Genomic DNA, 14,043 nt, shown 5'->3' with positions numbered 1-14,043 from the left:
TCCTATAAATTGTGATAATTCGTGAATTCGTGACGAATAATACTAAAAAGGATATCCAATAGCGATATTCAAAATCAAGTTGTCTTTTCGCCATGGTCCGCTTCCGAAATTAATATCATCGATTACCCATCTTTGTCCGTCTGGAAGAGCTGGATTTCGAAGAGGGAAAGCTAAATCTGTTCTTAAAATCAGGAACGACAAATCGAAACGTAAACCTGCGCCTGCTCCAATGGCAAGTTCTTTCATAAAATCTTTTGAAATTTCGGCTCCGGGTTTGTCTGGATCGGCATTTAAAAGCCAAATATTTCCTGCATCTATAAATACAGCGCCTCTTACAATACTAAATAATTTTGCACGATATTCTGTATTGAATTCCAGTTTTAAATCTGCCGATTGATCTGGTGTATAATTGTTGTTTGTTGTTGGCGGAATTACATAACTTCCCGGCCCTAAAGTTCTTGCTCGAAAGGCACGAATACTATTGGTTCCCCCTACTACAAATTGTTTTGATGTTGGCAGTGTATTTGAATTTCCGTAAGCAAATCCTGCACCTACGATTAATCGGCTGGCTAATTCACTTTCTTTTCCTAATTTTAAATAATGTCTAAAATCGGATCTGATTTTCACATACTGACTAAACGGAACATCAAATATCGTTTTTACATTGTCTTTTTTATAATTTGCGCCTGTAACTAATCCGGTAATATTTCCGGCTAAATCTAATTCTCCATTAAAATAGATCGTGTTTTTTCGGCGTTTCTGCATTGTATTCGTGTAAGTATAACTGTAAGTCGGTCCAAAAATCAATTGCTTTTCAATTACTTTCTCTAAAGCCGGATCTTGGTCAATATCTTCTAAATATTCCGGCGTAACATGGTTTGGACTTACATACGTTACATCTATCACATTTAACTGATGTTCTTTTCGAATATTTTCTTTCCATAAATATCCAAAAGAAGTATTAAAGGAATTAAGTGCATACAATTGTGTTCTTTTTTGATATTCATATCGCAAAGTTGCTTTAGTTCTTGGTACATATTCGCTGTTTCCTTCAATATTAAAGGGCGTTATAAATCTTGGCCAGGTTAAACTAACTTCTCCTCCAAGTTTATAAATATTTTTTCCCTTATTTACACCGCCAAGCTGGAAATCGGCACCGCCAAAAACAGAAACAGTAAATAATTCCGCACCTTTAAAAAAGTTTCGGTTATTCCAATTTAAATTAACCTCCGTTCCGGTATAACTCGCTGAATTTGTTTTCCCTAAAACCTCAACACGTATAAACTTTTTAGGCAGAAGCGTCAAGTAGTAATATGAATCTAAAGTCTTAGGAATACTATCTGAAGGTTTAAATTCATTTTTTACGAAACTAAAAGTACCCAGATTTACAAAACGGTTTAAGGTTAGATTATGGTCTTTTCTATTATATAAATCTCCTTTTTTAAAATATATCGTTCGGTCGTAAATCCTTGGTTTAAAGGTTTCTGTTGTATCGATGATTGTAAAATCTTTGTATTTTGTAATATCTCTTTTTCTATAAACCACACTGTCATTCGAAAGTGAATAATTGGGATACACATAAATATTATTGATTTTATACGCTGTAAGGGCTTTTGGCGGCGTATCTGGCTTTATTACAATTCTAACTTTTACTTCGTGATCGCCTTTACTGCTATCTACCTGAGCTAAAAGGTAATCTGGGTTAAAATAAAAATAACCTTTCTCTTTAAGTCTTGCGTCAATTCGTTCTCTTTCAGCTTTTATAACGTCCAAATCATACGGCTTTCCAACTTTCAATAAACTTCTTCGGCTTGATCTTCCTATAATTCTGGACATTGCCAGAGAGTCATCAGGAAAAGTAACGCTTTTGATGATGTATTGTTTTTTAGGAATAACAGTATATTCTGCCGTAACTCGTTTATTTCGAACAGTAGAATCGGCACTAACACGGGTTTTAAAATAACCTCTGTTTTCGGTAAAATTTCGTAAAACAGAAGCATTATAATCTAAATCGACTTTACTGAAAAGTACGGGCGGCTCTCCTACTTTATTGCGAAGCCAATATCTTGTTCCTTTTTGTTTTTTAGGTTCTCCGGCAAGATTGTATATCCATAATTTAGGACGTAATCCTAAAATTTGTTTATTTGGTTTTGGACGTAATAAATCTTCTAATTCTTTTTCGAGTGCTTTTCTTTCTTTTTTCTTTATTAAAGAATCTTTGACTTTTACAGAGCCGCCAACGTAAAGCAAGTCGCCTTCCGGCAAATATTTAGTATTACTGCAGCCTAAAACAAAAAACAGGCAGAACAGTATAAAATACTTTACATATTTATCTTTTATATGATTATGTTTTTTGTTCATTTCCTTCAATTTGATTTTCCTGCTGATTTTCTTCTAGTTTTTCCTTCTCTTTTGCTTCTTTCTTTTTTTGTTTTTCTTTCTCTTTACGGGCTTTTTCTTCTCGTATCATTTGCTTTTCCTGTTCTGAGCGATGAAAAAGCTCTCTGAATTTATTGTAACTCATTGTAATAATAAAAGCAACTCCCGTTTCTACAACCTGACCTTCGACTGCTACCTGATATTGATTTTTTCTATAAGCACGAACCATATAACGACCGTCTTTTGTAAGCTGATAATCCAGCGCTACGTCTCCGGCAATATTGGTGCTTTCTTCGTTGGCACGTTCCGCGCCTTCAACACCAAAACTACTTCCTACGGTTACTTTCAATCTGTCATCTAGCAGTTTTTTAGAAACGGCAACATTCAAATCGGTTCTGTTTTGCATTGTCCCGGAAGTATAATCTTCTGTAGATTCTAAATCAAAATTGACTTCAAATCCGGTAATTAATTCTCCGGCAAGATTGTTTAATTGCTGCGAAAGAATTTTGCTCACACTTTGTCTTGCCAAAGACTCTGCATTTGTACCGCCGCTTTCACTTGCAAATGGATTTTCGCCCACAAATCGGTTCAATAATAAAAGTGCAAAAACCTGTTTGTTTAATTCTGCCGGATCTTGTTCTAATTGTTTCAGCTTTGTCTGAGTAAGCTCAACCACATCCGAAGAAACATCATAATTTCCTTCAGGAAGTACAATTCCAAAAGAAATTTCGGGTTTCATTAATTCTCCCTTCATTTTCAGTAAAGTCTGAAAAGGAAGCTTTTGTTTGTATGTATTTCTTACAGCCGAATCGTCGTTTCCAAGTTGGTTTCCTAATAAATCAATTGGCGCTGCATTTACTTTATAAATTGCCGTAATATTTAAATTTGCCATTGTTGGTTCACCATTCCAGGTAATATAACTTCCTTTCTGAATATCAAATTTTCTTTTGATTCCGTTAAAATTCATTTCATAAGCCCCATCTGTAAACTCATATTTCCCAGTTAAAGTTGTTTTTCCTGATTTATCGATTCCGCCAACTAATTCTGCTTCGCCTTTCAATTTCAAATAATCCCCATTTGCCTTATCAATTAATAAAGTAAGTTCTGCTTCTTTATCAATCGAAATGGCCACATTCACATCCATTCCTTTTACTTCAGATTGATCGAGTTCATTTTGCAGTTCAACAGTTTGTCTTAAATACATATTATCTTCATCGACAAACTCTACAATTCCTTCACGATCTGCAATTGAAGGATCTGACTGAGGCATAACGACCGTAAACTTGGTTTCTTTATTTATTTTAATAGTTCCGTCGACAACAGGGCTTTCGAGATTTCCTTTAATATTGAGCTTTGTATCCAGAAACATATCACCATAAAACAAATCATTATCTACTTCTTTAGAATGTATGGCTCTAAAATCGTCTGCCGTAATAACTAAACCAAAATTATAATTTTTGAAATCCGGCGATTGAATGGTTCCGTCTACCGACAATTCGTTGTCATTTTCATCGTGAAGCGTAAACTTATCAAAAGTGATTACATCGTTATTAAATGTGATTTTTTCATTATCCGTTTTGAAAAAGGAATTCAGCTGCGTAATTCTAAAACCAGCATCATTAAAATTTAATTCTCCCGAAACTTTTGGGCTTGATGCATTCCCGAGAATTTTAAAGTTTCCTGATAAATATCCCGTTCCATCTGTTACATTTCCCATTGTAAAACCCTGAATACTTTTGACATACAATTTATTTAGATCTAAATTGAAATCAAGACTTCCGTCATCCATTTTATAATTTCCGGTCAGGTTTACCTCGTTTCCTTCTCCCGTTAATGCCACATTTGCATTCAGTAAATTATTAGTTTTATTATCAACTTTAATTTCAATATCACCAACAGCTTCTCCTCTAAAAGCAAAATCATCAATTTTTAAATCAGAAGTAAAAGTTGGGCTAGTCATGACATTTTCAACAACGGCATTTCCGTTAATTAAACCCTGCATCAACAACTTATCTTTTTTAACCATATTCATAATGGTTTCGATTTTGAAGTTTACAAAATCGACTTGCAACGGCGCATTGTCCTGTGTTCCCTGCGATTGAACTTTCAATTCATTTCCGTTATTATTCAGGAAAAATTTATTGACATATAATCGTTTGTCTCCAAATTCAATTGCGTTTTCCGGGTCGATGTTCCATTTATCATAGTTTAAAATGAAGTTTTCGGCATCAATTTTAAAGATGTTTTTAGAATCTTCCGTTTTAAATTCCCCAGCAATAAAATATTGAGGTTTTTCTTTTGCGTCCTGAACTTCAAGCGCATAAGTCAAGATATTATTTTCTACTTTTCCTGATAAACTGGTAAACGGAACTTTTAATGAACCACTTTCGATTGTAGCTACAGAAACAGAATATTCTAAAGCATTTTCTTTGGCTTCAATATTAATTTTTCCATCTGCTATTGTATTATCTGCGTACACGATTCTCGGAATTGTTCCTCTTATTTCTAAAGAATCGGTTACATTATTATATTTTCCGGTAATTTTAATTGGCTCTAAACCTGTCAGTTTTGGAATTAGTTTAAAAAGAATCGGGTCATTATCAACCGTTAATGTAAAAGCCAATCGCTGTTCATCAGATTCTCCGTTTGCTTTCGGATTTTTCAAATCGATATATTTTGACAATGATTTTTTTATTGCCGCTGTCAATGTGGTCAGTTTGTATTTTCCGTCAACTTCGGCTTTTAAAAACTGAGAGGAGATTTTAATATTATTTCGTGTGTTGTCTGAAAAAGCAATGACACGAACAGAGTCTAAAACGATTGGTTCTTTATCCTGCAAAATCTGAATGTTCGAAAGAAATACCTTTCCATTCAAAAAATCCGGGTTGCTATTGGCAATATCGGCATCGACAATACCGCGAAGTTTCATTGGCCCGGCATGAAGATTTAGTTTTTCAAGATCGGCAATATCCAGGTTTAGCTTTAATTTTATTGACGGATATTTTTCTTGTGTATTTCCGCTTGCAGCTAAATCAAAATTCAAATTTGGGTCTTGCATTTCTGATTTTACTGCGAATGAACCATTTGCTATATCTCCTTTTAATGCTAAATCTCTGTAGGTATATCTGTTGAAAACTGCTTTTTGAACGATTCCATCCAATTCTGCTTTTGCTGTTTTCGGGTCCAGACCATTTCCTTTTACTTTCGCTTTAAGCGTAATTTTTCCAATTGAATCGTTTTTGATTAATCGGCCTAAATCAAAATCAAGTAAATAAACCGTTGCATCGTATTTCTCTTTTTTCTTAACGCGCTGGTCAAATAAAGCGTCAACTTTTGCATTTCCGAAATTACTGTTTAAGGCCAGATTAGTTTTGAAATTCTGAGCAGAACCTTTAAATTTTCCCTGCAGATTTATTTGCGAAGGAAGCTGCATGTTTTTCGGAATTGTTCCGGCTGGTACAAACGTATTTATGTCTTTAGAAGTCGTTGCTATTTTTTTGATATTCAAATCGTAATACGCTTTTTGAGCATCTGGCAGTCCGGTTATTTTCCCCGAAAGGGAAACTTTTGTTGTCCCAATTCCGCTCATTTCGAATTTCGGAATATTCAAATCTTTTACTTTTCCGTTTACACGGCTGTTTACATATAAAATGGCATTTGGATTACTTTTAAACGGATTTGTTTTTTGTAAATCGGGAGCAAATAACAAGATGTCTTTGAATCCTATGTTTGAATCTTTTAAATTGGCATCGACAGCAAGATTTGCGATATCTTTTTGGAGTGCTGCGAGTGATTTGTATTCTACCTTAATTTTATCTTTTACAAGTGTTTGCGGTGTTTTTAAATACAAATTATCTAAATAAGCGTTTTTAGGCCCATAGAAAAAATTTGTTTTTAAAGACTGAATGTTCAAACCGCTTTTTTCTGTTGCTGCAAGTGATTTTATATTTCCCGAAATGGTATCATTTGCATAATATAATTTCTCGGCTTCCAGATTAAATTTACTCAAATCTAAATGACTGTAATCGATTCCTTTTGAAGCTGGTTTCGATTGCATGTCATCAAATTTAAAGGCTATATTTTGTATGTTGACTTTGTTTAATTTTGCTTTCCAGCCTACTTGTTTAATCGCCGTTGTATCTAAACTTGGCGCCTGAATTTGTTTGTCCTTTGCTCCTAATCTTAAATTTCCGGTTAGGTTTTTAAGTTCGAAAGTATCAAAATCTAGAAGCTGTTTGTTTAAATCAATTTCATTAACGGACAAATCTAAGTTTCCGAGTTTTATTCCTGAATCTAGTTTCGAATCTTTGTTATCGTAAGCAATATCAATTTTTGACAAACTGATTTTTCCGAGTTTTAATTTGAAGTCTTTTCGTTTTGAAATTGTATCAACAGTTTTTACTGAAACAACAGCAATCTGCTCGACAACATCCTGATTTAAAACCAATTTTAATCCGTCAAGATCAATATTTGGAATATCAAAATCCATTTTATCTAAATCGAATTTATTGAATTTTGTATCGAAATGCGTTAGTTTTACGGCAATATCGTTCTTAGCAAAATCATCTTTAAAATTAAATTTGACGTTATCCAGATTTACTTTTACAACCGATATTTTGAATGGTTTAGCATCCGGATCTTCTACTTTTGGTTCTTTGGATTCGAATGCTTTTATGATATAATCAAAATTGAAAATACCGTCTTTATTTCTTGAAATATTGGCTTTTACATTTTCAAGTGAAACAGAGTTGATTTCGAGTTCACTGCTCACCAGTTTGAAAAGATCAACATCAACTTCTAATCGTTTTCCTGCCAGCAGTGTATCTTTTTTCTGATCTTCAAAATAAAAACCTTCCAGCACTACATCTTTAGGGAATTTAATAGAAATATGATCTAAAGAAACTTTGGTTTTTATCTTTTTATGGAGGTACGTTATCGCTTTGTCTTTAACCAAATTCTGAACAGACGGAACCTGAATTAATATTATTAGAAGTAATAAAAGTGCAACTACAGAAACCACGCACCATAACAGTACACGAAGTGTTTTTTTAAAATAATAAATAGGTTTCTTATTCATACGTCAATAAAATACAGGATTTAATTGCTTCTGAAAAAAGCACAGTAATACGTCTTACAAAAATGTAAAATTTAAACCTTTAACAATTTACATAATTATTGGCAATTATTCTAAAATTTCATTGTAGTTTGAATGTGAAATAAATATTTGTTATTTTTTACTGTTGATTTACTTGAATCTATAAATACTTATTTTAAAAAGCGATCAGGTTCACATATCCTTCTTCTTTTCCAAATCGGCTTTGGGTTAATAATGGATTGTTTGGGTTTTCTTGATATGCCCAGTCTTCTACACCAAGTTCTTCAAAACGTTCTTTTATTTTTTCATTATAAAAGCCTGCTATAGATCTAACTCTGCGCTGTATATCTGCCCGTGCTGTATCATGAGTGTTCGCCGCATTTTGATTGGAGTAAATAAACTGCAGATAACCAATTTTTGGAATTCTCATTAATCTAGTCGAAAGAAAAGTTCTTACCAGTAATTCATAATCATCGCCAATAGATAATCTTCTGTTATGTCCTCCTATCTGATGATAGATTGATTTTCGCCAAACTCTAATATGATTGGGAACCCCAACAATATGACGTATAGTTTTTGGATTAATATTCATAGAAATATAAACTTTCATCCATTTTTCCATAATAAACTGATTTTCATATTTTCCATATCCAAAAGCAAATCCATCGGGATATGTTAATGAATTCCAGTTTTCATCAATCTCAGCACAATCTGAATAGACGAATCCAATTTCGGGATGATTTCTAAATGCTGCTACGATATCAAATGCACAATCGGGCATTAAATAATCGTCATGATCCAGTTCTGCCAGATAGTCTCCATTGCACATACATGCTGCGCGATGCTTCACTTCGCCAATTAATCCTCCTGATTTTTTCTTAAAATCATACACTTTAACTCTTACATCCCGGGCTGCTATATCTTCAGCAATTTTTAAAGTTTTTCCATCATCAGTAGAATCGTTAACGATCACCCATTCCCAATTGATATAGGTTTGTTTTTTTATCGAATCATAAGTACGAAGAAGGATTTCACCTGTATTGTAAACTGGTGTGAAAAATGAAATTAAATCTTCTGTTTGTGATGATAAAATATAATTCATTGCGCAGTTATAAGCGCTTTCGCCAATTTCTTCTTTTGTAGAATCTGGTAAATTCAACCATCTGCGTCTAATATCTATTGACAAATTCATCAGGTTTGGATAGTCTTCTGGCGAATTACCGGTAGTTATGATGCAGTCAGGGTTAAATGAAATAATGTATTTATTAATATTCTCATCATTCTTTAAATACAAGACATCTAAATCATTCGATTCATAATCACTTAATTGTATAGATTTAAGTTCTGGCTCATCATTCCCAATATAAACAATACGGGGAAGTCCCATTTTTGATTTTAAAGGTTTCATATTAAACTTATTTTTTACTTAATTTTTTTATCTTTTTAAGACAGTTTTACTGCCCAAAAGCCTAAGTTCTCCGCAATGTTTTCTTTAAAGAAAAAGCAAACATACAAACAACATAGGAAATTTCCTTAAATAAGCAAAAAATATTCTTGAAATTAAAATGAAATATGAGGCAGTTTTTTTCCAAGCAGATTTATTTTCTGCTGCAGTTTTTCTAAGAATTTTTTGTGCTCTTCTGATTCTGGATTAAAACTTCTATGACGAAGACTTTTCTGAATTTCCTCTACTTCCTGCATTGTAGAAATAGATTCTTGTGAGATATAATTTTCACTGAAAAGTTTCCAAATATAATCAACTGCAATTGGATTGGGATGCAGCATATCTTCGGTATAAAAACGATAATCGCGTAGTTCATCCATCATGATTTCATAAGAAGGGAAATAGTCATGAATTGTGAATTGTGGATTGTGACTTTTTAAAACTTGGTGAAGTGCTGTGAATAAGTGTGATTTGCTTAGTTGATTTTCTACAAAACCATCTTTTATATGACGTACTGGCGAAATCGTAAAAATGAAATTGACATCCGGATTTAAAGTCTGAATTAAATCTATGGTGTTTTGAATGCTTTTTTGAATTACATCAACAGATAATAATTCTTTTGAGAATTGTTTTTGAGGTACTTTATGGCAATTGGCAGCGATTTCCTCACTTTCAAGATTTTTGTAAATCCAGGAAGTTCCAAATGTGATAATTACATGTGTGGATTCTTTTATCCGTTTATTGGTTTCTAAAATGGCCTTGTTGAGTGTTTCTAATAATTCTTGTCTATCAGAATTACTTAAATCGGAATGAACTTCGAAACTATGCCAGCGTTCGTTATGAAAGAAAACATCTTTTTCTGTAAACAATTCTTCTTTACAAACCCGGTTAAACAATTTCTCTATTGAAACAGGATTGAATATAATTCCAAACGGATTCGTTTCATTTTGAAACTTAAAATAATCGAATTTCTCGGCCATATTTTCTGCAAAACAAGAACCAACAGAAAGTATCTTCGAATTATAATCGATTGGATTGCTACTTTTTGAAATTGGAATTTGGGTTCTGAATTGCATAATACTATTTTGTGTAAATTTCGGTTATTTTTTAGAAACAAAAAAGCCAGATGTAAATGCATCTGGCTTTTGATTATAAATGTCAATCATCTACTAGTAGAAATATTCTGAAGTGAAGTGAAGTCCTTCTGTATTGTCTACACTTGTTTGTGGATATCCATCTGCATTATAAGTATAAGAATAAGTAGACGATACTTCTCCTCCTGAAGTATCCGAAATTTCATTATGGAAAACTCCAACTCCTTCACCATCAACAAAAGCAATTTTATCTAAACCTAAAACATTTTTTGCTGCATTATTTTTAGAATCATATACATATTTATGATTTGGTGAATTGGTGCTTGTTATTTCACTTACTTCTCCATCAAGAAATTTAATTGTAGCGGTTCCTGATTCATCAGTTTGAGTTTTATCATCTCCACTATATAATATTACTGAAATTGTTCCATTCGCATTATAAGTGTAAACTTCTTTATGTCCTCTTAATTGATCATCATCAAGTTCAACTCTCAAAAAAGTTGCTAATTTCCCATCAGCACCGTAAGTAAACGTGTTTGTTTGCTCTACAGATCCATCAGGAAGTCTAAATTCAAGTTTAGTAATTACATCTCCTGTATAAGTATAATGCATGTTTATTTCTTTAGCATCATCGATTACACTTACGATTTTATTACCATCGTATGTATAGTTTACAGTTGTTTTTCCGCCTTCTCCAGTTAAGATAACTTTTTTAAGTAAAACTGAATCAGAAGATGAATCGTCATCGCTCGAACAAGATGTTAAAGTAAGAGTCAAAGCTCCAAAAAGAAGTAAAAGTTTTTTCATTTTTTATAGGTTAAATTATTAATTATTGAAATAAATGTAATTGAAACATTACATATTATCCAATTATTTTTAAGCCTATTTTATTACAAAAAAAAGTCTACTGCGATAGTAAAATAATTTAATTGTCTGTGCAGCATTATAATTATTTAAAAGTCAAAGTTGTAGTACACATACATGTTTTTTTGAGTAAAATGAATAAAATTAATTGCACCGTATAAATACCTAGCTCTTTTCTTAAACTTTATAAATGAAATCTTTTATCATGATAAAAGCTCAATCATTCATGAAATTCAAAAAATATACACCAATAAAAAAACCAAATACTTCTGTATTTGGTTTTTACATTTTTTTTACGTTTTAAAAACTAGTAAGTATATTCAATTTCGTATTCTATTGATGTGCCTCCTCCATCAAATGAAGTATTTCTTAACGGATAGCCGCTTACATTATAAGTATAGCTGGTTACATAAACCGCTGTATTAGAGTTTTCAGATGACGTTCTGGTAGTTTTTACAATATTATTTTTCCCTATATAACTAATCTCATTTAGTAATAAATTAAAGCCTAGAATATTCTTAAGAGGATTATTCTTTGTATCATATTCATAAACTCTTGTCGTTGTTACTGAATTAACTTTTTGCTCTTCTTTTACAAGATTACCATCTTTATAGGCCAAATTACCTTCACTACTTTTGGTTTCTACTTTTGTATCCTTATTTACTGAATAATTTATATATGAAATTAGATCGTTAGAACTATATGTGTAAACCGTTTTTTCAATGTATTGTCCATCAGGATATTCGGTAGTAATATTCTCTTTAAAGATTCTTGTCTTTAACTTTCCACTTTCATAAGTATATACAACTTCATCGTCTTTTGTCTCTTTTCCTTGTTGATCTATATCAAACGCTTCTTGTTTTGTTATTAAATCACCACTGTAAGTAAATATAGTTTTTGAGTCAGGTGTAATGCTGCTTATAATTTTATTTCCATTAAAGGTGAGGGTACTTTTACTATTTGTTCCCAGATATATATTAGGATATATGTATGAAATTGTTTTGGGTAAAACCGAAGTATCTTCAGAGGAAGAAGAATTCTCATCATTAGAGCATGATGCTAAAATTAATGCTAATGCACTAAAAAATAGTATTTTTTTCATATGGTATATTTTGAAGTATCAAATATAAAATAAATTATAAATAAATATTAACAAAAATCAATTGTACAAAATCATATATTCAGTACTATTATTAAAATATTTTATATTAAAATATCTTCCAGATTTACAATTCGGACAATTTTTCAGTTATAGTTTTATCTCTTAAAAATATTAATTAAAAATTTACATTTTTAATAACAAAAATCAACTTCAGAAACTAAAACATTTGCTTACTTTTGCATCTTCCATTTTTTTAAAATACTCTATGAAATTATTATATTCTTATATAATCAAACACAAAATGCTTTTGCTTTTTGCGTTGATTATGGCCTCTATAAACATTTGTTTCAGTTTATCAGACTCTATTATTACCGGTAAATTAATGCAGGATTGCGGTGTTGGATTACACAAATACGAAGGAAATCCAACTGGTTTTATCAAATCCCTTTCTTTTTGGCTTGGACTTTCGCTTGGTGCTGCGATGATCTCCAGAATTACCAAAAACTTTCAGGATTATTTCACGAATGTTGTGATCCAAAGAACTGGTGCGCAAATGTATACCGACGGAATCAAAAAATCGCTCGATTTACCTTACGCCGAATTTGAAGATCAGCGAAGCGGTGAAACTTTAAGTAAGCTAACCAAAGTTCGTTCTGATTCTGAAAAATTAATTACACTTTCTATTTCTTTGATTTTTCAAACCGTTATCGGGTTCATATTTGTAATTCTATATGTTGCCCGAATTGATTTTCGAATCTCACTTATCTTTTTAGTTACAGCACCAATTATTGCTTTGGTAAGTTCCTATTTAGGTAAAAAAATTAAAATTGTTTCTAAGAAAATTGTTAATCAAACTAATGCTTTAGCGGGTTCTACAACAGAGAGTTTACGTAATATAGAACTTGTAAAAAGTCTTGGTTTAACGTATCAGGAAGAGAAACGTTTGAATTTAAACACTTTTAAAATTCTTCAATTAGAATTAGAAAAAATCCGATTTATTCGAAGCTTGAGTTTTATTCAGGGAACAACGGTTCACTTTTTAAGAACCTGTGTAGTTTTCACTTTATATTATTTCTTATTTGGAGGAAAAATTATTGTGGGTGATTTGCTGACAATGGTTTTCTTTACTTTTTTCATTTTTGGTCCGCTTCAGGAACTTGGAAATTTCATTATTGCATTGAACGAAACCAAAGTTTCAATGGAAAATTTCAAAACCTTATTAAGTGCTCCAAAAGAATTTCGTCCAAAAAGCCCAAAACATGTTGGAGCTATTCAGTCGTTATTATTTTCGAATGTGAGTTTTCAGCATAAAACGGCAAAATTCAAAGCCGTTGAAAATATCAATTTTGAAATCAAACAAGGTCAAACCGTTGCATTTGTCGGCCCGTCTGGTTCAGGAAAAACAACTTTGGTGAAATTATTGGTTGGATTGTATACTCCGGCTGAAGGTCAGGTTTTGTATAACGAAATTGATTCTACAGAAATTGATTTACTTGATCTAAGAAAACAATTAGGTTTTGTAACCCAGGATGCGCAATTATTCTCTGGAACAATCCGCGAAAATTTATTATTCGTTAAGCCAAATGCAACCGACGAAGATTTATATGATGCCTTAAAAAGGGCAAGCTGCGACAAACTTCTTAAACGTGCCGAAGATGGTTTAAACACTACAATTGGTGAAGGCGGAATTAAAGTTTCAGGTGGAGAAAAACAGCGTTTATCTATTGCCAGAGCTATATTAAGAAATCCGAATTTATTGATTTTTGATGAAGCAACTTCTGCTTTGGATTCAATTACCGAAGAAGAAATTAATGCTACAATCAGAAATATATCTGATAAAAACAGAATCACGGTTTTGATCGCTCACCGTTTATCAACCGTAATGCACGCTGATAGAATTTTTGTTCTAGAACAAGGTAAAATCATCGAGCAAGGTAAACATGATGATTTAATTGTTGAGAGAGGTTTATATTATGCTATGTGGCGTCAGCAGATTGGAGAACGAAAATAGTTGCGTGTAAAGAATCTCGCAAAGTTGCAGAGTCGCAAAGTTTTTTATAAGCTT

Annotated in this window: 7 protein-coding genes; 1 reads left to right on the top strand and 6 read right to left on the bottom strand. The window is 32.2% G+C overall.

From position 1 onward, the window contains the following. Window positions 1-42: 42 nt before the first annotated feature. The 6 genes from ASD98_RS12730 to ASD98_RS12705 all read right to left on the bottom strand — a co-directional run bounded on the left by ASD98_RS12730 (window position 43) and on the right by ASD98_RS12705 (window position 11,978). On the bottom strand, window positions 43-2,361 hold the full coding sequence (locus ASD98_RS12730) for a BamA/TamA family outer membrane protein (protein WP_082577841.1): 2,319 nt from the start codon (window positions 2,359-2,361) through the stop codon (window positions 43-45). Then, window positions 2,345-7,456: a translocation/assembly module TamB gene (locus ASD98_RS12725; protein WP_056205244.1), complete on the bottom strand. Its 5,112-nt coding sequence runs from the start codon at window positions 7,454-7,456 to the stop codon at window positions 2,345-2,347. Before ASD98_RS12725 ends, ASD98_RS12730 begins: the two co-directional genes overlap by 17 nt. 193 nt (window positions 7,457-7,649) lie before the next feature. After that, window positions 7,650-8,882 carry a glycosyltransferase gene (locus ASD98_RS12720; protein WP_056205241.1) on the bottom strand — a complete coding sequence of 411 codons (1,233 nt, stop codon included), beginning with the start codon at window positions 8,880-8,882 and terminating at the stop codon, window positions 7,650-7,652. Between the two features lie 152 nt (window positions 8,883-9,034). Then, entirely contained in the window at window positions 9,035-9,994 is a 960-nt protein-coding gene (locus tag ASD98_RS12715; protein WP_056205237.1) for a GSCFA domain-containing protein, read from the bottom strand. 93 nt (window positions 9,995-10,087) lie between these two features. Further along, entirely contained in the window at window positions 10,088-10,819 is a 732-nt protein-coding gene (locus tag ASD98_RS12710; RefSeq protein WP_056205234.1) for a hypothetical protein, read from the bottom strand. 364 nt (window positions 10,820-11,183) lie between these two features. Continuing rightward, window positions 11,184-11,978: a hypothetical protein gene (locus ASD98_RS12705; RefSeq protein WP_056205230.1), complete on the bottom strand. Its 795-nt coding sequence runs from the start codon at window positions 11,976-11,978 to the stop codon at window positions 11,184-11,186. 265 nt (window positions 11,979-12,243) lie between these two features. Here ASD98_RS12705 and ASD98_RS12700 point away from each other — a divergent pair, with 265 nt between their 5' ends. Next, the gene (locus tag ASD98_RS12700; RefSeq protein WP_056205227.1) at window positions 12,244-13,989 is read left to right on the top strand and encodes an ABC transporter ATP-binding protein; all 1,746 of its coding nucleotides are present in this window, start codon (window positions 12,244-12,246) and stop codon (window positions 13,987-13,989) included. Window positions 13,990-14,043: the final 54 nt, after the last annotated feature.

Source organism: Flavobacterium sp. Root186, from assembly GCF_001428525.1.
GTDB lineage: Bacteria > Bacteroidota > Bacteroidia > Flavobacteriales > Flavobacteriaceae > Flavobacterium.
Note: the sequence above shows the minus strand (reverse complement) of the source record. Positions and strands in the feature narration are given on the sequence as shown.